The organism is Streptomyces sp. NRRL S-87, from assembly GCF_000719335.1.
Classification (GTDB): Bacteria; Actinomycetota; Actinomycetes; order Streptomycetales; family Streptomycetaceae; genus Streptomyces.
The window spans coordinates 24,430-42,267 of the sequence record NZ_JOGB01000013.1 but is presented as its reverse complement, the minus strand read 5'-3'; the positions used below and the strand labels follow the sequence as shown (position 1 = coordinate 42,267).

General features: G+C 74.1%; 20 protein-coding genes, 2 pseudogenes and 1 riboswitch. Of the genes and pseudogenes, 14 read left to right on the top strand and 8 right to left on the bottom strand.

Annotation, left to right across the window (positions count from 1 at the left end):
• Positions 1 to 80: 80 nt before the first annotated feature.
• Both IF43_RS0110605 and IF43_RS41565 read right to left on the bottom strand, forming a co-directional pair.
• A complete protein-coding gene (locus IF43_RS0110605) occupies positions 81 to 1,355 on the bottom strand; it encodes an SRPBCC family protein (RefSeq protein WP_030197344.1) in 1,275 nt (424 codons plus the stop codon).
• A gap of 3 nt (positions 1,356 to 1,358) precedes the next feature.
• The gene (locus IF43_RS41565) at positions 1,359 to 2,549 is read right to left on the bottom strand and encodes a hypothetical protein (protein WP_030197341.1); all 1,191 of its coding nucleotides are present in this window, start codon (positions 2,547 to 2,549) and stop codon (positions 1,359 to 1,361) included.
• Between the two features lie 179 nt (positions 2,550 to 2,728).
• On the opposite strand from IF43_RS41565, the gene IF43_RS0110595 reads away from it, so the two are divergent.
• The 8 genes and pseudogenes from IF43_RS0110595 to IF43_RS36335 form a co-directional block, all read left to right on the top strand.
• Positions 2,729 to 3,115 (top strand): gas vesicle protein, encoded by a 387-nt coding sequence (locus tag IF43_RS0110595; RefSeq protein ID WP_030197338.1) that lies wholly within the window; start codon positions 2,729 to 2,731, stop codon positions 3,113 to 3,115.
• A 30-nt stretch (positions 3,116 to 3,145) separates the two neighbouring features.
• The gene (locus IF43_RS0110590; RefSeq protein WP_030197334.1) at positions 3,146 to 3,631 is read left to right on the top strand and encodes a gas vesicle structural protein GvpA; all 486 of its coding nucleotides are present in this window, start codon (positions 3,146 to 3,148) and stop codon (positions 3,629 to 3,631) included.
• A gap of 3 nt (positions 3,632 to 3,634) precedes the next feature.
• On the top strand, positions 3,635 to 4,354 hold the full coding sequence (locus IF43_RS0110585) for a GvpL/GvpF family gas vesicle protein (RefSeq protein ID WP_030197331.1): 720 nt from the start codon (positions 3,635 to 3,637) through the stop codon (positions 4,352 to 4,354).
• 59 nt (positions 4,355 to 4,413) lie between these two features.
• The gene (locus tag IF43_RS0110580; RefSeq protein ID WP_030197328.1) at positions 4,414 to 4,689 is read left to right on the top strand and encodes a gas vesicle protein GvpG; all 276 of its coding nucleotides are present in this window, start codon (positions 4,414 to 4,416) and stop codon (positions 4,687 to 4,689) included.
• Complete coding sequence (gvpJ, locus tag IF43_RS0110575; RefSeq protein WP_037888035.1) at positions 4,682 to 5,176, top strand: gas vesicle protein GvpJ; 495 nt, start codon at positions 4,682 to 4,684, stop codon at positions 5,174 to 5,176. The genes IF43_RS0110580 and gvpJ overlap by 8 nt, the downstream gene beginning before the upstream one ends.
• Entirely contained in the window at positions 5,173 to 6,165 is a 993-nt protein-coding gene (locus IF43_RS0110570) for a GvpL/GvpF family gas vesicle protein (protein ID WP_063753302.1), read from the top strand. Before gvpJ ends, IF43_RS0110570 begins: the two co-directional genes overlap by 4 nt.
• Positions 6,162 to 6,419 carry a gas vesicle protein gene (locus IF43_RS0110565; protein WP_078910053.1) on the top strand — a complete coding sequence of 86 codons (258 nt, stop codon included), beginning with the start codon at positions 6,162 to 6,164 and terminating at the stop codon, positions 6,417 to 6,419. The genes IF43_RS0110570 and IF43_RS0110565 overlap by 4 nt, the downstream gene beginning before the upstream one ends.
• 52 nt (positions 6,420 to 6,471) lie before the next feature.
• Positions 6,472 to 6,840, top strand: a pseudogene (locus IF43_RS36335) (gas vesicle protein K); the annotation flags it as partial.
• Positions 6,841 to 6,973: 133 nt separating this feature from the next.
• Here the strand turns inward: IF43_RS36335 and IF43_RS37935 are convergent.
• Complete coding sequence (locus IF43_RS37935; RefSeq protein WP_051795062.1) at positions 6,974 to 7,291, bottom strand: hypothetical protein; 318 nt, start codon at positions 7,289 to 7,291, stop codon at positions 6,974 to 6,976.
• 302 nt (positions 7,292 to 7,593) lie between these two features.
• On the opposite strand from IF43_RS37935, the gene IF43_RS42090 reads away from it, so the two are divergent.
• Both IF43_RS42090 and IF43_RS0110545 read left to right on the top strand, forming a co-directional pair.
• Complete coding sequence (locus IF43_RS42090) at positions 7,594 to 7,749, top strand: DUF6131 family protein (RefSeq protein WP_199922710.1); 156 nt, start codon at positions 7,594 to 7,596, stop codon at positions 7,747 to 7,749.
• Between the two features lie 168 nt (positions 7,750 to 7,917).
• Complete coding sequence (locus tag IF43_RS0110545; RefSeq protein ID WP_234332076.1) at positions 7,918 to 8,577, top strand: DUF6328 family protein; 660 nt, start codon at positions 7,918 to 7,920, stop codon at positions 8,575 to 8,577.
• Positions 8,578 to 8,658: 81 nt separating this feature from the next.
• Here the strand turns inward: IF43_RS0110545 and IF43_RS0110540 are convergent, their stop codons facing one another.
• Positions 8,659 to 8,919: a hypothetical protein gene (locus IF43_RS0110540; RefSeq protein WP_030197316.1), complete on the bottom strand. Its 261-nt coding sequence runs from the start codon at positions 8,917 to 8,919 to the stop codon at positions 8,659 to 8,661.
• A gap of 273 nt (positions 8,920 to 9,192) precedes the next feature.
• Here IF43_RS0110540 and IF43_RS0110535 point away from each other — a divergent pair, with 273 nt between their 5' ends.
• Positions 9,193 to 9,729: a hemerythrin domain-containing protein gene (locus IF43_RS0110535; RefSeq protein WP_030197313.1), complete on the top strand. Its 537-nt coding sequence runs from the start codon at positions 9,193 to 9,195 to the stop codon at positions 9,727 to 9,729.
• Positions 9,730 to 9,816: 87 nt separating this feature from the next.
• On the top strand, positions 9,817 to 10,782 hold the full coding sequence (locus IF43_RS0110530; protein WP_030197310.1) for an LLM class F420-dependent oxidoreductase: 966 nt from the start codon (positions 9,817 to 9,819) through the stop codon (positions 10,780 to 10,782).
• A gap of 10 nt (positions 10,783 to 10,792) precedes the next feature.
• Here IF43_RS0110530 and IF43_RS0110525 read toward each other — a convergent pair whose 3' ends face one another.
• On the bottom strand, positions 10,793 to 12,040 hold the full coding sequence (locus IF43_RS0110525; RefSeq protein ID WP_030197307.1) for an SLC13 family permease: 1,248 nt from the start codon (positions 12,038 to 12,040) through the stop codon (positions 10,793 to 10,795).
• Between the two features lie 152 nt (positions 12,041 to 12,192).
• Between IF43_RS0110525 and IF43_RS0110520 the strand changes: the two genes are divergently transcribed.
• Positions 12,193 to 12,765 carry a DUF5709 domain-containing protein gene (locus tag IF43_RS0110520; protein WP_030197304.1) on the top strand — a complete coding sequence of 191 codons (573 nt, stop codon included), beginning with the start codon at positions 12,193 to 12,195 and terminating at the stop codon, positions 12,763 to 12,765.
• A gap of 151 nt (positions 12,766 to 12,916) precedes the next feature.
• Here IF43_RS0110520 and IF43_RS39245 read toward each other — a convergent pair.
• The 3 genes and pseudogenes from IF43_RS39245 to IF43_RS0110495 all read right to left on the bottom strand — a co-directional run.
• A pseudogene (locus IF43_RS39245) lies at positions 12,917 to 14,038 on the bottom strand (MBL fold metallo-hydrolase); the annotation flags it as partial.
• A gap of 312 nt (positions 14,039 to 14,350) precedes the next feature.
• The gene (locus IF43_RS0110500) at positions 14,351 to 15,163 is read right to left on the bottom strand and encodes an SGNH/GDSL hydrolase family protein (RefSeq protein WP_051795060.1); all 813 of its coding nucleotides are present in this window, start codon (positions 15,161 to 15,163) and stop codon (positions 14,351 to 14,353) included.
• 289 nt (positions 15,164 to 15,452) lie between these two features.
• The gene (locus IF43_RS0110495) at positions 15,453 to 16,463 is read right to left on the bottom strand and encodes a LysM peptidoglycan-binding domain-containing M23 family metallopeptidase (RefSeq protein WP_030197293.1); all 1,011 of its coding nucleotides are present in this window, start codon (positions 16,461 to 16,463) and stop codon (positions 15,453 to 15,455) included.
• 4 nt (positions 16,464 to 16,467) lie between these two features.
• Positions 16,468 to 16,672, bottom strand: a riboswitch (cyclic di-AMP (ydaO/yuaA leader).
• Between the two features lie 306 nt (positions 16,673 to 16,978).
• Here IF43_RS0110495 and IF43_RS0110490 point away from each other — a divergent pair.
• Entirely contained in the window at positions 16,979 to 17,782 is an 804-nt protein-coding gene (locus tag IF43_RS0110490; protein ID WP_030197290.1) for a tyrosine-protein phosphatase, read from the top strand.
• The last annotated feature ends 56 nt before the right edge of the window (positions 17,783 to 17,838 follow it).

The window sequence follows — 17,838 nt, the reverse complement described above, 5'->3', positions numbered from 1 at the left end:
ACACGGGCCCCGTACGACGAGGCCGACGGCATCCGCCGTCGGCCTCGTGGCGCCCGGGGTGGGCCGGGGGCCTCGGGGGATCAGCGCCGGCGCCGGCGGCGGGGCGGTTCGTCCTCGTCCTCGGGCGCCTCGTCCTCGTCCTCGTATCCGCCTTCGTCCTCGTCCTCGTATCCGCCTTCGTCCTCGTCTTCGTCCTCGTACTCCTCCTCGTCCTCGTCCCCGCCTGCCTCCGGCTCCTCGGCTGCGGGCTCGGCCCGACCCCCTTCTGCCTCGCCCTCGTCCTCGCCCTCGTCCTCGTCGTAATCCCGCTCGCCTTCGTCCTCGTCCTCGTAGGCGCCCCCGTCCTCTCCCTCGTCCGCTCCCTCGTCCTCGCCCCCGGTACCGTCCGGTTCGTCCTCGCGCTCTGCTTCGTCCTCGGGGTAGTCCTCGTCCTGGCCGTCCTCTTCGCCCTCCCCTTCGGCGCCGGACTCCTCGGCGGCGGCGCGCTCCTCCTCCTCGACGGCCTCCTCGTGGCTGACCACGACCTCGCCGTCCCGGATCTCCCCGCGCCAGCCGTCGGGCTCGTCGTTGGAGAGGGTGACGAAGCGGCTGAAGTGCTTGAGGTCCAGCCGCATCCGTCGGCCCTGTGCGCGCCACAGGTTTCCGGTCCGCTCGAAGAAGCCCGACGGGTAGTACTCCACGACCAGCACGATCCGGGTGAGGGCCGGGGCCAGCTCGTGGAAGCTCACGCAACCGCGCGTCGTGCCCTTCGGCCCGTCGGAGGTCCAGATGATCCGCTCATCCGGGACCTGCTCCTGGACGGTGGCCTTCCACGTCCGCGTGGACGGGCCGACCTTGACCCTCCAGTCGGTGGTCGTGTCGTCGCCCTGCGAGACGGAACGCACGCCCTTCGCGAAGCTGCTGAAGTCCTCGTACTGGGTCCAGTGGTCGTACGCGGTGCGCAGCGGCACACCGACGTCGATGGTCTCCACGATGTTGATGGCCTTGTTGCCGCTCTTGCGGCCCCGCTTCTTGCCGCCGCCGCCCCCGTCACCTCCGCCGTCCCCGTCACCTCCGCCGCCGAAGAGGCCGGCGCCGGCGTCGGTGACCTTGTCCTTGATCCCGGAGAAGGTCTGGCCGATGACCGCCTTCATGGGTGAGTCGCCGCCCAGGATGCGGCTTCCGACACCCGCGAGCGAACCACCGTTCTCGGCGACGTCGTACAGGCGGTCGGTGAGGTCGTCGACCTTGTCGGCCGCCCGGTCCGCGAGCTGACCGGCCTGCGCGCTGAGGAACCCGCCGACCTCGTCCAACAGCCGGTCCATTCCGGACTGCCCGCTCCCGGCTCCCTTGGCGTCCTGTTGCTTCGTGGCCATGGTTCACCTCCGCGCGGTCGGCCGGCGAGCGGCCGTCTTCTTCGTGGCGGTCTTCTTCGCCGGGGTCCTCGAGGCCGATCCGCCGGATCCGCCGGCGCGCGCCGAAGCGGTCTTCTTGGCGGGCGCCTTCTTCGCGGGTGCCTTCTTCGCGGGTGCTCTCTTCGCGGGTGCTCTCTTCGCGGGCGCCTTCTTCGCAGCGGGCCTGCTCGCGGTGGTCCTGCTCCCGGAGGTCCGCTTCGCGGCGGCCTTCTTCGGCTCCGCCTTCTTCGCGGCCGTGCTCGTGCTCTTGGTGGCCGTGCCCTTCGCCGCCGTCTTCGTCCCCGTGGCCTTCCCGCCCGTGGCCTTCCCGCCCGTGGTCTTCGCGCCGGCGGTCTTCGTACCCGCCGTACTGGTCGCGGTCGTCTTCTTCGCCGCGGTCTTCTTGGCGGCCGGTCCGCCGGCCGACTTCGCAGCCGGGCTCCGGCGCTTCGCATCGGCGGAGGACGCCTTGGAGGTCCTGCCGCCCGTGCTGCTCCGCGCGGTGCCGCCGCGCGCGCCGCCGCCGGACGAGGTCCGCGTACGGGAGGCCGGCTTCTCGGCAGCGGCCGGCTTCTCGGGGGCCGCGGTGCGCGCCGAGGTGCTGCGCCGCCGCCGTGGTGGCTCCTCCTCGTCCCCGGGCTCTTCCTCCTCCTCGTCCTGGTCGCCGGGCTCCTCGGCCTCCTCGTCCTCGTCCTCGTCCTCGTACCCGCGTCCGTCCTCGTCGTCGCGCTCGCCCTGGTCGTCCCGCTCGCCCTCGTCGTCCTCGTCCTCGTCTTCGTACTCGTCCTCGTCCTCGTACTCGTCCTCGTACGCGTCCTCGTCCTCGTCGTCCTCCCCCTGGTCACGGCCGTCATCGCGCGGACCGCTCTCGAGGGCGAGGGTGCGCTCGTGGAGGGAGTCGGCGAGCGAGGCCAGCTGGCGGTCGGCGGTGGCCTTCAGGGCCTTGCGACCGGCATCCAGCGCCTCACCGGAGAGCTGCTGTCCGAGTTCGGCGACCTGCGGCATCTCGCTGAGCTTCTTCAGGCCCTGGGTCGCGAGTTGCTTGGGGTCGAGACCGATGCGGCGGCCGGCGATGTACGTCGCCAGCGTGAAGGCCAGGCGCGCCTTCTTCGTCCGCCCCAGTAGGTAGCCCCCGGCGACGGCGGCCGCCAGGCCGATCTTCGTCATGTCCTGCATGTGCCTTGTCCCTTCCGTGCTCGGGCGTGCGAATGGGCCGTCGATACTGGGGGGCTGCTCCACCTCCGGCCAGATATGCGCTGAATCCATAAGAAATTGGTCGAGACGCTACAAAACGGTTTGCTTCGACGGTCGGCGGGCAGCCGCAGACACCGTCCGACGCGTGAGGGGAGTGCTCCATGGCCACGGCAGAGCCGCCGCGCCGGCGGCGCGCCCCTCGGGACGACGACAACGACCAGGACGCACGGACCGCCGGCCGTCGCCGCAGCGGGAACCCGGCGCGGGGCGCGTCCGCGCGCGGGGGCGTCACGGGGGCGGGCAAGGCCATGCACCTGGCGGTCGGGCAGCTCGCGGAGCTGCTCGGACGCAGGCCGGACTCGGTGTCGGCCCTCCGGCCCACCGAGGACGGCTGGGAGGCCCAGGTCGAGGTCGTCGAACTGCCCCGCATCCCCGACACCACCAGCGTCATGGCCAGCTACAAGGTCACGTTGGACGGGGACGGGGAGCTGATCTCCTACGAGCGGACGCGACGGTACAGCCGAGGCATGATCGACCGGCCGACCTGAGGGGCCGGCCACCTGTGGAGGAAAGCGGCCATGACTCTGATGCCGCAAGGCGGAAACACCATCAGCAGGGGCTCGAGCGGACAGAGCGGCACGAGCAGCCTCTACGACGTCCTGGAACTGATTCTCGACCGCGGCCTCGTGATCGACGTGTTCGTCCGCGTCTCGCTCGTCGGGATCGAGATCCTGAAGATCGACGCGAGGATCGTCGTGGCCAGCGTCGACACCTACCTCCGCTTCGCCGAGGCGTGCAACCGCCTCGACCTGGAGGCCGGCCGGAAGGCGCCCGAGCAGCTCACCGACCTGGTCGGCGACACCATGGAGAGCGGGGCGAGCGGCAAGGCCAAGGGGGCCCTCAGCGGAGCGGTCGACGCCGTGAAGCAGTCCCTGACCGGCGGGTCTTCGGACGAGGAGGACGCCGAGGACGAGGAGGACGAGGACCAGGAAGAGCTGCAGGCCGAGGAAGAGCCCGTCCGCCGGCGCCGCCGCCCGGCCCGCCGGGCCAGGGAGAGGGAGTAGACGATGGCCCTGTACGTGTACTCGATCGTCGCCGCCGAGCACCCCTGCCGTCTCGAAGGCCTGAAGGGCATCGGTGCGGAGCCAGGGCCGCTACGGACGGTCGCCGCGGCGGGGCTGCGCGCGGTGGTCAGCGACGTCCACGAGGCGGTCCGACCCGCCCGCCGGGACCTGACCGCCCATCAGGCCGTCCAGGAACGCCTCATGGCCGACGGTACGGTCCTTCCCCTCCGGTTCGGGTACACCGCCCCGGACGAGGCCACGGTCACCGCCGCCCTCGAGGAGGGCGCTGCTGCCTACGGTGCGGCCCTGGACCGGCTCCAGGGCTGCGCCGAATTCCACGTCAAGGCCTCCCGCGACGAGGAGTCGCTCCTGCGCGAGATCCTCACGGACTCCGCTCAGGCGCGGCTGCTCAACGAACGGATCCGGGCCGGCGACACCGATCCCCGGCTGCCGCTGCAACTCGGGGAGCTCGTCGCCGCGGAGGTGCACGGCAGACAGGAGGCGTTGGCCGCCGACCTCGTACGCGAGCTGGTCCCGTTCGCCCGGGCGCATGCCGCGCACCCTCCCGTCGAGGACGGCAAGGCCCTGGCCGTGTCCCTCTCGCTCCTGGTCGCCGACGACCGGCAGGAACAGTTCCGCAAGGCCGGCGCGGAGCTCACCGAGCGGGCCGGCGACACCGACGTCAGGGTGACGGGGCCGCTGCCCCCGTACAGCTTCGTGTAGGGCACCGCGGCCGGACGGCCGCCCCGCCGTCCGGGCCGGGGCCGACGGGAAGGAGAGCCATGGGACTGCTGACGGGCCTGCTGGGCGCGCCGCTGGCGCCGGTGCGCGCCGCCGTGTGGGTGGCGCAGCAGCTCGAGGAGCAGGCGGCCCGCGTGTACTACGACCCCGCCCCGGTCCGGGCCGCGCTGGCGGACCTCGACCGGCGGCTCCGCGCGGGCGAGATCGACGAGGCGGAGTTCGAGCGTCTCGAGGCGGAGCTCCTGGACCGCCTCGACGAGATCGCGGCGTTCCACCGCGGCCCGTCCGGGGCCGGGGAGGGCGAGGACCATGAGTGACCCGTTCTTCGACCGACCGACGCCCGCGGTGCCGTCCCGCGCCTCGGTGGCGTCCTATCCGCAGGGCTCGTCGGCCAACCTGGCCGACATCCTCGAGCGCGTCCTGGACAAGGGCATCGTGATCGCCGGCGACATCCGGATCAACCTGCTCGACATCGAGCTGCTGACGATCAAGCTGCGGCTGCTGATCGCCTCGGTGGACAAGGCGAAGGAGATGGGCATCGACTGGTGGGAGCACGACCCCGCGCTCTCGTCGCGCCACGTCTCCCGCGCCGAGCGGGGCTCCCTCGACGGGACCGGGCGGTCGCGGGACGCCCGCGAGGACACCGGACGGCTGGAGGAGGAGAACCGGCGCCTGCGCGCCGAGCTGGCGGCACTCCGCCGGGAGCGCCCCGCGGTCGGCCCCGCCGAGGGCACCGACCCGGGCCTCCCCGAGGAGGAGGCCTCCCCGGACCGCGCGGCACGGAGCAGGAGGGCCGCGCCGTGAACGGCGGCCCCCAGCAGTCAACCGCGCCGGGCGCCGGGCCGGCGGCCCTCACCTACGTGTACGCGGTGGTCGCGCCCTCCCCTGGCCTCGACGCGGTCGTCTCCGGCATCCGCGGAGTCGCCGGCGCCGCCGTGTCCCTGCTGGGCTGCCCGCCCGAGGACGGGCCCGCCGCCCCGGCCTTCGCGATCAGCCGGGTCCCGGCCGACGCCTGGGACGAGGCGGCGCTCACCACCCGTTTCGAGGACCTCGGCTGGCTGGAGACCACCGCCCGGGCCCACGACCGCGTCATCCAGGCCCTCGCCGCGCACACCACCGTCCTGCCGCTGCGGCTGGCGACGCTCTACCAGGACGGCGACCGGGCCCTGGCGGCGCTGCGCGCGCAGCGCGAGGACTTCGCCGACCGACTCGCCCGACTGGCCGGGCACACGGAGTACGGCGTGAAGGTCTACCTCCGGCCGGACGCCCACGCCCCGGCTCCGGGCACGGAACCCACCGCGCCCGCCGGCCCGGGCTCCGGGCCCGACCCCGCCTCCCCCGCCGCCTCGGGTCCCGGCAGGGCGTACCTGCAGGCCCGCCGGGCGGACCGCACCGCCCGCGAGGACCGCTGGCGGCAGGCCGGGCAGGCGGCGGAACGCATCGCGGCCGCCGCGATCCGGCACGCGGCCGGGGTCGTGCGGCACCCGGCCCAGACCGGCCCCCTGACCAGCGCCGAGACCGGTGAGAACGTCCTGAACGACGCCTACCTGGTCCGGAACGACGAGGTCGGCGCCTTCCGCGCCGCCGTCCGGGAGGCGGGCGAGCGGCTGCCGGACGTCCGCATCGAGGTCACCGGGCCCTGGGCGCCGTACTCGTTCGCGGTGCCGCCGCCCCGGGCGACGGCGGACCGGGCCGAAGCCGACACCGACACCGACACCAGCACGAGCACCAGCACCAGCACCAGCACCAGCACCAGCACCAGCACCAGCAGCGACACCGGCGCGCGGACATGACGTCGACGACTCCCTGGGACGGGATCACGACGGGGTACGCGGCCGGCGCGCCGCACGAGCACCAGCCGGTCCGACGCGTCGCCCTCGTCGACCTCCTCGACCGCCTCCTGGCCACCGGTGTGGTCATCACCGGCGACATCGTCCTGTCCGTCGCGGACATCGACCTCGTACGCATCTCCCTGCGCGCCCTCGTCACCTCCGTCAGCGGCGCCGCTGAGCCGGGGCCCGGGGCGGTGACCGACCATGGGCGCTGACCGCGGCCCCGGCCCGTCCCCCGACCCGGACCTCGGCGACGTCACCGACACGATGGCGACGGCGTTCCGCCTCCTGGGCGCGGCCCCGCCTGCCGCGGGCGACGCCTCGGCCCGGGCCCCGCGGCCGGACCCGCCCGCCGGTGCGGACCGGGTCCCGGCGCGGCGCATCCGGACCGGTCACGAGACGGTCGGCGAGGACCTCCTCAAGCTCGTCCTCACCCTCGTCGAGCTCCTGCGCCAGCTCATCGAACGCCAGGCGCTGCGCCGCGTCGAGGCGGGCGGGCTGACGGAAGCCCAGGAGGAGGAGCTCGGCGCCACCCTCCTCGCCCTGCACGACCGCATGGTCGAACTGTGCGCGGAGCACGGCCTCACCCTCGACGACCTCAACCTCGACCTCGGACCGCTCGGCACCCTCCTCCCGCGCGACGGTGCGTCAGATCCGGTCGGCACGCCCGACGTCCCGGCCCCACCCGGCGCCTCCGGCGCAGCTGACACGACCGGCAGCCCCCCGACCACCGGCGGCTGAACGGCCCGACCACCGGCGGCCGACGCGGTCAGCCGGACGCCTCGCGGGCCAGGGCCAGGGCGAGCTGCTGCAGGACCTCTTCGCTGGTGACCGGCGGGTCGATGCCGTCGTGCGCGTCGGCGAGGGCGTCGAAGGCGAGCAGGAACCCGGTCACCAGGCCGCTCAGCGGCTCCGAGAGCTGTTCCAGCACCGCCACGCCCGCCTCCTCGGCGGTCGCCCCGACGGGGACCTGGAACTCCTTGGGAATGGCCTCTTCCAGGAGGTCGGAGACGTACTCCGTCCCGGCTCCCGACCTCGCGGCGGTGAGGGCGGCGATCGCCGTGAGCTCGACGTCGTTCTCCGTCATCGGCCTGCTGCTTCCTGTCGTCGGTGGGAGGCGCCACCGCCCGCTCTGCGGGCTGCGGGGGCGCGGGCGGCCTTCCTGGCGGGCGCCTCCTCGTATGCGGCGTCTGTCCCGCGGGCGCGGGCCGAAACCGGGAGGGGCCCGAATCCGCGGCCCGAGCAGGTGCCCCGTCGGCTGCGGCGGTGCCTTTCGCGAACGGGTCGTCGGCACCGGGGCGGAAGAACCGGCCACGGACCACGCATGGACCGGCGGATCGGTGGTACACGCGATCCGTTGCCCCGTTCGAGAGGCACAAGGAGGTACTCATGATTGTCCTCGGCGTCATTCTTCTGATCATCGGCTTCGTGACCGGGATCACGTTCCTGTGGACGATCGGCGTGATCCTGGTCGTGATCGGCCTGGTGCTGTGGCTGCTGGGTGCGGTCGGGCACGCCGTTGGCGGCCGTACGCACTACTGGTGAGGCCGGCGACGGCCATGAGCGGCGCGCCCCCGGCGGACCTCGACGGTCCGGCCGGGGGCGCCGCGTGTCGGAGCGGCGCGAGGCGGAGGTACGTGTGCCGGGGCGGCGCCCGGCGCCTGATTGCCGCGCCAACGGCCGGGTATCCGCGTCCTTCCCGAGGAGGACGTCATGGCCAGCGCACCGTTCCAGAGGACCACTCCCACCACCGCAGGAGGCTCGGGCGCGCCGCTGCCGGCCCCCGCGCCCGCGCCGCCCGACCCCTCGGGTGCCGGGGGCCCCGGACGGCCCGCACCCGCGCCCCGTCCGCCCCACGCCCCCGCCGCGTCGACCGCGGGGGCCGTGGCCCTCGCGCCCGAAAGCGCCCGGGAGCGGGTGAACCGCCGGTGGGCGGAGATCCTCCAGGAGACCCGTGTGGCGCAGACCGGCGGCCAGATCCTCTTCGGGCTGCTGCTGAGCATCGCGTTCACGGCCCGGTTCCAGACGCTGAGCCCGTTCGAGTACGGCCTCTACGTGGTCACCGTCGTCCTCGGGGCCTCCTCCACCGCCGCCCTCGTCGCGCCGGTCGCCCTGCACCGCTGTCTGCACGGCCTGCGGCGCAAGCACGAGGTCGTGGAGGCCGCCGGCCGCATGATGGCCTGCGGGATCCTGCTGCTGGCCCTGACGATCGCCTGCACCCTGCTGCTGATCCTGGACGTCGTCCTGCCCCACCCCCTCGCGCCGGTCATCGTCGGCGCCGTGATGGTGTGGTTCGCCCTGTGCTGGTACCTGCTCCCGCTGAGACTGCGGCGCCGAACGGTCACCCGCCCCGACGGCCGAACGGCGAGCTAGGGCGAGAAGACGAGGAGCCGAAGCCGATCAGCTCCTCGTCCTGGAGCCGCTCCGGGCGGGGGGGAGCAGTCGTCGAACGCCTCAACTCCTGTGGCTCTGCCGGGCGGACCGCTCCTGGGACTCGGGGCCGGGAGTGCGGGCGTCCCCACCCGCTTCCGTCCCGGTCTCCCGCGTCTCCCGCGTCTCCCGCTCGGTACCCTCCCGCCGTTCGGCCGCCTCCCTGCGGGTGGGGCCGCCGCCCCGGCCCGGATCGGGCCCGGCGTGCGGCCGCCGGCGCCGGTCCTGCGGGGTGTCGTCGTCGAGGGGCGCGCCGCCCGCGCCGCCCTGGGGCACGTCGTCCATCGCACCGCTCCTTCCTCCGCCGCGCCGCCGTCCGCCGGCCGCCCGTGGTCGCGCGGCACCGGTACGGCGGACGGACGCACGTACGCAGGTTCGTACGCACGCGCACGTCGGCATGCGCGCGCCGTGGCGTCCTCCCAGCCTCGCGCACCGCGACCGGCCCCGCGAATCGGCCCCGCGCCGGGCCGGTCGTCGGGCATGCCCGGCCGCCCACCGGGCAGTCGCAGGCCATCGGGCCGCAGAACGCACGGACCCACGAGGACACAGGAGCACGCCATGTCCACGGACGCGATCGTGATGCTCAGGGACGACCACAAGCGGCTGCGCAGACTGATCCGCGACTACCGGTCGGCGGACGGCGGGCCGTCCGCACCCCCCGGCACCCGCCGCACGGCCGCCGACCCGCGCGCCGAGGCGCAGGCGGTCGAGGAGTTCCTGCACCTGCTCACCGTGCACACCTTCCTGGACGAGGAGGTCGTGTACCCGCGGGTGCGCCGGCTGGCCCCGGACACCCAGGAGACCCTGCTGGAGCTCCACGAGGAGCACCACGTGGCGGACGTACTGGCGCGCGAGCTGAGCGGGATGGACGCCGGCGACGAGGCGTACGGCGCCAAGACGCGGGTGCTGATGGCGGCCGTCGAGCGGCACATGGAAATGGAGGAGGACGGGTGGTTCCCGCAGGTGCGCCGGGCCGTCGGCCGCAAGGAGCTGCAGGCCGTCGGCGCCCGCATGGCCGAGGTGCGGGAGCAGGCGCCCCGGCAGCCGCACCGGCCGCTGCTGGACAAGGTCGTCGACGCGTTCGCCGCGACCTGAGCCCGCGCGGCCCCGGGACCGGCTCTTCGTGCCCGCGGGATCGCCCACACCCGGGTTCCGGGGCGCCGGAGGGGGCAGCCGCGGGGCATGGTGCGAATCGGATACACGATGATGACCGAGCAGTCCGGGCCGCGGGAGCTGGTGGACCACGTGGTGGGCGCGGAGCGGGCGGGGTTCGACTTCTCCGTCGTCTCGGACCACTACTTCCCCTGGCTGGAATCCCAGGGGCACTCGCCGTACGCGTGGAGCGTCCTCGGCGCCGCCGCCCAGGCCACCGACCGGATCCCGCTGATGACGTACGTGACCTGCCCGACGTTCCGCTACCACCCCGCCGTGGTGGCCCAGAAGGCCGCCACGGTGCAGCTCCTGTCCGGCGGGCGGTTCCGCCTCGGGCTCGGCTCGGGCGAGAACCTGAACGAGCACGTCGTCGGAGCCGGCTGGCCCGCCGCCCACGTCCGGCTGGACATGCTCGAGGAGGCCGTGGGGATCATCCGCGCGCTCTTCGACGGCGGAGCCGTCAGCCACCACGGCCCGCACTTCGACGTCGAGAACGCCAAGCTCTGGGACCTGCCCGACGAGCCGCCCCCGATCGGGATCGCGGTCTCCGGGGACCGGTCGTGCGAGATCGCGGGCCGGTACGGGGACCTGCTCGTCGCCGTCGAGCCCTCGCGCGAACTCGTCGCGGCCTTCGGCACGCACGGCGGCGCCGGCAAACCGTGCGTCGGCCAGGTCCCGGTCTGCTACGACCCGGACCGCGAGGCGGCGGTGGCGCGCGCCCACGAGCAGTTCCGATGGGCCCTGGGCGGCTGGGAGGTCAACGCCGAGCTGCCCGGGACGGCGGCCTTCGCCGCGGCGACGCGCCACACGCGCCCCGCCGACGTGGCCGGGACCGTGCCGTGCGGGGACGACGTGGACGCGGTGGCGGCGGCGGTACGGCCGTACGTGGACGCCGGCTTCACGGAGGTCGCCCTGGTCCAGATCGGCGGCGACCACCAGGAGCCGTTCCTCGACTGGGCCGCCGCCAAGCTGCTCCCCGCCCTGCGCGACCTCTGACCGCCGGCGGTCAGGTGCCGAGGACCTGCAGCGACAGCCACAGGGCCAGGGTCGCGGCGAGCAGGGCGGCGGGCACGGTGAGCAGTCCGAGGAGGCTGAACTCCCTCAGGTCGACGTCGTGGTCGTGATGGTGGGCGATGCTCCGCCACAGGAGGGTGGCCAGGGAGCCGGCGTACGTGAGGTTGGGGCCGATGTTGACGCCCAGCAGGACCGCCAGCACCGCGCCCGGACCGGCCGGGGCCGCGAGCGGCACGAGGGCCAGCACCGCCGGCAGGTTGTTGATCAGGTTCGCGAGCAGCGCCGCCAGCGCGGCCGTACCGAGCAGCGCCGGCAGGGCCGTGCCGTCGGGGAGGACGTGGTCGAGGGCGTCGCCCAGACCGTTGTCGACCACCGCCCGTACGACGACGCCGAGGGCCAGTACGAACGCGAGGAACGGCACGGAGGCCGACCGCACGATCGCGAGCGGTGTCGTGTGCCGCCGGGCGAGGGCCCGCACGGCCAGCACCGCGGCCCCTGCGGCCGCCGCCCACGCGGGGTCCACCCCGGTGGCGGAGGCCACCGCGAACCCGGCCAACGTCGCGGCCACGGTCACCAGCGCGAACAGCGGCAGCTCCGGCGGCTCCTCGGCCGCCACCGGCACGGCCCCCGCATCGAGGTCCGCGGCGAAGAAGCGGCGGAAGACGACGTACTCGACGGCGAGGGCGGCCAGCCAGGGCAGCGTCATCAGCAGCGCGAAGCGGGTGAAGGTCAGGCCGGTGGCGGTGAAGGCGAGCAGGTTCGTCAGGTTGGACACCGGCAGCAGCAGGGACGCGGTGTTCGACAGGTGGGCGCCGGCGTACACGTGGGGCTTCGGCCGGGCGCCCATGCGGGCGGCCGTGGCGAAGACGACGGGCGTGAGCAGGACCACGGTGGCGTCCAGGCTCAGCACGGCCGTGATCACCGAGGCAAGCGCGAAGACGGCCCCCAGCAGCCGCCGCGGCCGGTGGTGCGCCCACCGGGCCATCCAGGTGCCGCAGGCGTGGAAGAGTCCCTCGTCGTCGCAGAGCTTCGCGAGGACGAGCACCGCGGCCAGGAACCCGATCACCGGCCCGAGCCGCGCCGCCTCCTCACCCACCGCGGCGAGCGGGACGGCCCCCGTGGCGATCACGACCCCGGCAGCGGGCAGCGCGAAGGCCGCCTCCGGCCAGCGGAACGGACGGACGACGGCGCACACCAGCACCACGACGAGCGCGGCGACGGACAGGAACTCGGACAGCACGCCCCCATCATCGACACCGCCCGGCCACCACCGGACCCCGCCCCCCGGTAGCCCGAGACCATGCGCTCCCCGACCGCCCGAAACGCAGCCCCTCGAAGCGGCCCCCGCACCAGCCCGGGAGTACCACCCCCGATCCCGGGTAACCGCAGGCCATGGACGAGACGCGCGACACCGAAGCACTGGGCGACGGCGTCTACCAGCCCCAGACGGACGCGGAGCCCTCCGAGGCGCAGCCGGACATGGAGAACGCCCTCGGCGAGCCGGACCTCGACGCCACCCTCGACAGCGGCTACTCGCCGCCCGACCGGCCCGTGGCGGCCACTCGCCACGGCACCACCGCCGCCGAACAGCGGACCGGCGAGACACTCGACCAACGGCTGGCCGAGGAGGAGCCCGAGCCCCCGGGCGAGCCGGAGGGCGGCGCGGCCCGGAGGTCCGAGACCGCCCCGGACGACGACCTGGCTGCGGACGCCGACGCCGTGGGTGATGCCGGTCGGGCCGCGGACGCCGCCGGCCGGGAGCCGGGCGAAGACGTCTCCGGCGACCCGGACGGCGACGCCTCGACCGCGGGCCGGGCACGGGCCGGCCGGATCGCCCAGGCCGACGAACCGTACCCGTCGCGCCACATCTCGCTACTGGCCCACGACACCGGCATCGACGGCGGCGCGGCCTCGGCCGAGGAGGCCGCGATGCACGTGATCGATGCGGAGCCGACCGAGCGCTGATCCGGTCAGCGATCGCCCGCGAGGTCCAGATCGGACTCGAAGGCTTGCCCGGCTCGACGGGCCCACGACGCTCGACGGACTCGACAGCTGCGGCATCCCCCACAGCCGTGGCAGCCGCGACGGCGCCATCGCCCGCCGCGGCCGCCGGGCCACGCCAGGGACGTGCGATCGGCGCAGAAGACGCGCGCCACCAGGGGTCCACGGGTACCGTGCCGGCGGGCTCGAACGGCTCGCCCGGGCGGGGTGCGGCCACGGTCTGGCCGGCCTCCTCGCCCGCGTCCGCCGACCACTCGCCGGGCTCCGCCCAGGCGTGCGGGGCCAGGTTGAAGGTGCCCCAGTGGATCGGGAGCAGGACGCCGTGCGGGCGCCCGCCCTGGAGGTCGAGGTGGGCGCGCATGCCCTCGGCCGGCGTCATGTGGATGTCCGGCCACCACTCGCTGTACGCACCGATCTGGATCATCGTGGCGTCGAAGGGGCCGTGCTCGGCGCCGATGTCCTGGAAGCCGGGGAAGTACCCGGTGTCGCCGCTGTGGTAGACGCGGTGCTCGGGGCCGGCGACCACCCAGGACGCCCAAAGGGTGTGCTGGGTGTTGCGCAGGCCGCGGCCGCAGAAGTGGCGGGCCGGGGTGGCCGTCAGCGACAACCCGGCGATTTTGGTCGTCTCGTTCCAGTCCAGCTCGCGGATCCGGTCCGCGGGCACGCCCCAGTGCTCCAGGTGCGCCCCGACGCCCAGCGGCACGGCGAAGACCGTGTCGGTGGCGGCCAGCGCCTTGATCGTCGGCAGGTCGAGGTGGTCGTAGTGGTCGTGGGAGATCACGACGACGTCCACCGGACCGAGGGCGGCCAGCGGTACGGGCACGGGATGCAGGCGCTTGGGGCCCGCGAAGGGGAACGGGGAGCAACGATCGCCCCAGACCGGGTCGAAGAGCACCCGGCGCCCGTCGATCTCGGTGAGCACGCTGGAGTGGCCCATCCAGGTCAGCCGCAGGCCGGAGGCCGGAGGCCGGGCGATGTCGGCGAGCGTGGTCGGGTGGACCGGGATCGGTGCCCGCGGGGCGCGCCGGACCCGTTCCTCCTTGCGGAAGTAGACCTTGGCGAACTCCAGCATGGAGCCGGAGGGGCCGCGCCGGGCGCCGAGCGGGTTCTGGAAGACGCCGTCGGCGAAGTTCGGCGAGCGGCGGATGCGCTCCAGCCGTTCGCCGGACGGATCCGCGCCGAAGGCCTCGGGCCGCAGTGAGCGCAGCCCTGCTCGCAGGGAACGTGAGCCGGACAAGGCGCCTCCTGGGACGACGGGTGCTGGTGAGAGCGGGTGGACGGGGTATCTCTGCCCTTCCCAACGCGGGACCCGGCCCAAGGATTCCAGCCGCCGGGAATCCTGTCGTCCGGATCACGGTGGCCGTTCCCCCCGGCCGGGGCGGTCATGCCGGCCGCCCGGCCCGCCCCGGCACGTTCGCCCGGTCGGAACAGCACGTTTGACCCGGCCGGGTGGCACCGAACCCGCCGGGCCGCCACCGGACCCCGCCAGTGCCGCCCCCTTCCCCCGGGGCCGGCACCGAACCCCACCGGACCGGCCCCTCCGCAGTGTCTACAGCGGCAGCAGATCCGGGCGCTTCGGCTCCACGTTGTCGCCCGAGGACTCGCCGCGCAGTCGGCGCCCGATCCACGGCACCAGGTGCTCGCGCGCCCACTGGATGTTGTCCCGGGTGACCTCGGCGGAACCGCGCGGCTGCTCCGGCGGCCAGGGCTGGTCGGGGTCGGCCGGCACCTCCAGCCCGAGGACCTGGGCGGCCCGCAGCGCGACCCGGGTGTGGCCCTCCGGCGAGAGGTGGAGCCGGTCGTCGTCCCAAGCGCGCCGGTCCTGGACGGACTTGAGCGACCACAGGTCGAGGACCGGGCAGCCGTAGCGGTCGGCGATGGCCCGGACGTGCGCGGTGTACGTGGCGACCTTGCCGCGCAGGTGGCGCAGGACGGGTACGCCGCGGGTGTCGAAGCCCGTGGTGATCATCACGGTCGGGACCACGCCCACGAGGTCGGCCACGGCCGCCTCGAAGCGCTCGGCGACCGCGTCGGGGTCGCTGCCCGGCCGGATGATGTCGTTGCCGCCCGCACAGAAGGTGACGAGCTCGGGGGCGAGCTCCTTGGCCCGCGGGAGCTGTTCGGCCACGATCTGGTCGAGGAGCCGGCCGCGGACGGCGAGGTTGGCGTACCGGAACTCGTGCTCGGGGAGCCGGTCGGCCAGGAGTACGGCCAGCCGGTCGGCCCAGCCGACGAAGGCGCCGTCGGGTCCGGGGTCGCCGACGCCCTCGGTGAAGCTGTCGCCGACGGCCGCGTAGGAGCCGATGGGAGGGAGGGGGGTTACGGGTGCCGGAGCTGCTGATGGTGTCGAATCGCCTGCCACGGGACGACATCCTCCACCGAAGGATGTGACCTACGCGACCGTAAGGAGGGGTTGACGCAGGGTGATATGGACCACCCGGTCAGTTTGGCCGGAAAGCTACGCCGTGACCGAACCCGCATCCCCGAACGCCGGCACACGGAACCCCCAACGCCGGCGCACGGAACCCGCCGAGGGAACCGGACCACCGGACCGACGCGGCACTCGGACCCGCGCAACGCACCGAGCGGCGGAGCCGGCACCCCTCCTCGGTGCCGACCCCGCCGCTCGCCCCCCACCCCCTGGACGCGGCTCAGACGTTGACGCCCTTGGCCCGCAGGTAGGCCAGCGGGTCCACGTCCTGGCCGTAGCTGGGGCCGGTGCGGATCTCGAAGTGCAGGTGCGGGCCGGTGGAGTTGCCCGTGGAGCCCGAGAGGCCGATGACCTCGCCGACGCGGACGGTCTGGCCGGCCGAGACGCTCAGCGACGACAGGTGGCCGTACTGCGAGTAGCGGCCGTCGGCGTGCCGGATGATCACCTCGTTGCCGTACGCGCCCGCCCAGCCGGCGGACACCACCGTGCCCGCACCCACGGCGTGGACGGACGTGCCGGTACCGACCGCGAAGTCGACGCCGGTGTGGTAGCCGCTGGACCACATGCTGCCGCCCAGGTGGTACGGGGTGGTGATCGCTGCACTGACCGGGACCACGAAGCTCGGGGCGGCTGCCACGGCGGCCGCGGCGGCTGCGGACGCCGGCGCGGCGGCCGGACGGGCGGCGGAGCGGCTGGCGGTCTGCGGGGCGGCGGACCGCTGCGCGGCGGCCGGGGCCTTCTTCGGCGCGGCCTGGACACCGGCGCCCGACCCGGCGCCGGCCTTCGACCCGGCGCCGGCCTTGCGCGCGGCGCCGGCCTCGTGCCCGGCGGGAGACTCCGGCGCAGCACCCCGGCCGGTCAGGCTGAGCTTCAGGCCGGGGTGGATCAGGGACGGGTCACCGCCGACGGCCCGGCGGTTGTCGGCGTACAGCTTCTGCCAGCCGCCCGCCACGTGGTGCTCGGCGGCGATCTCCGAGAGGCAGTCGCCGGGGACGACGGTGTACGTCGACCGGGCCGCGGCCGGAGCCGTCGCGGCCGCGGGGGCGGCGGCCGACACGGCCGCGCCCTGCGTCGCGCGAGCGGCGGCCGGAGCGGCGGCGGGGGCCGCCGCGTGGGCGCCCGCGGCGCCGATCAGCGGCAGCGCGAGTGCGGCGCCGCCGGTGCCGGCGGCGGCGAAGCCCCGGGCGATCGGGCTGGACTTCGGGCGGCGGTGCTTACCCTTTCCGGGCATGGCGATTTCCTCTCCGGCGCCTGCGAGGTGAGCTGTCGGGTTCGGGCTGGAGGTGCCCGGCCGCGTGTGATCGCGGCTTCACCCCGAGCCGTCCGGAAGAAGATCCGGAAGCCCGGACGGAGATCCGGAACTCCGGAGAAAGATCCGGAAACGGCGGTGTAACTGGTTCCCCCGCTCCTGCCGGACGAGTGATCGGGTGCGGTCCATCGGGCGGCGGCAGGATTTGGCGTTCCGCCCGGATCGATCGCGACCGTAATCGAGCACCGCGGAACGGAACAAGCTTCGAATTCCCTAGCGGATTCCGTACGGTGAATGATCGCCGGAAATACGGTCACACTCCGTCTATTGCCCCGCCTTAACGGCCCTGCCCAGAACGGAATTCAGGATTCCAAAGCAGCCACACACGGTCACCGTATGATCCTGCTCACGAGGGGGGCTCCATCTGCCGCCACATTGCGGTAACTTGACGTCAAGTAGTGCAATTCGGACACCACTCGAGCCGCAAGGAGTCCCTTGTGACCCAGCAGATACCTCAGGCGCCCACGGGCGAGCCGGAGCTGACCGGAGTGCGCAACTTCCGCGACGTGGGCGGCCTTCCGACCGTCGACGGACGACACGTACGTACAGGACTTCTGTATCGAAGCGGACATCTCGCTCATGCCACAGAAAACGATGCGGAATATCTCGCATCACTCGGACTCCACACCATCTTCGATTTCCGCAACGAAGAGGACACCCTCATCGAGGGCCGGGACGTCGAACTCCCCGGCGTCCGCCACGTCAGCATCCCGCTCTCCGACGTCGGCGACGGCAAGGAGTTCTGGGCCACGGTGCGCTCCGAGGACGTGACCCGGCTGCGCGCCGAACTCGGCGGCGGCAGGGGCGAGGCCGGGATGGTCGCCTGGTACCGCAGGCTCGTCCGCACCCGGACCGCCGAGCACGGCCGCATCGTCCACGCCCTCGCCGACGACAACGTGCCGGCGCTCATGCACTGCGCGGCGGGCAAGGACCGGGCCGGGCTCTCGATGGCGGTCACCCTGCTCGCGCTGGGGGTGGAGCGCGAGGCGATCCTCGCGGACTACCTGGAGTCGAACGCCCCGCACCGCCGCTACGTGGTCCGCCCCCGCCCCGGCGTCCCGGCCCGCTCTCCCGAGGTCACGCAGCTGCTGAGCCCGTTGTTCGACGCCCGGGCCGAGTACCTGCACGGCGCGTTCGGGGCCATCGAGGAGACCTGGGGCGGCGTCGAGGGCTACCTGTCCGAGGGGCTCGGCCTCACTCCGGACACCCGCGAGCGGCTGCGGGCCCGCCTGCTGGTCTGAGCACCCGCCTCCCCGGCCGCGCCCGGGGAGGCGGGTCACACCCGCTTCCCCGGCGC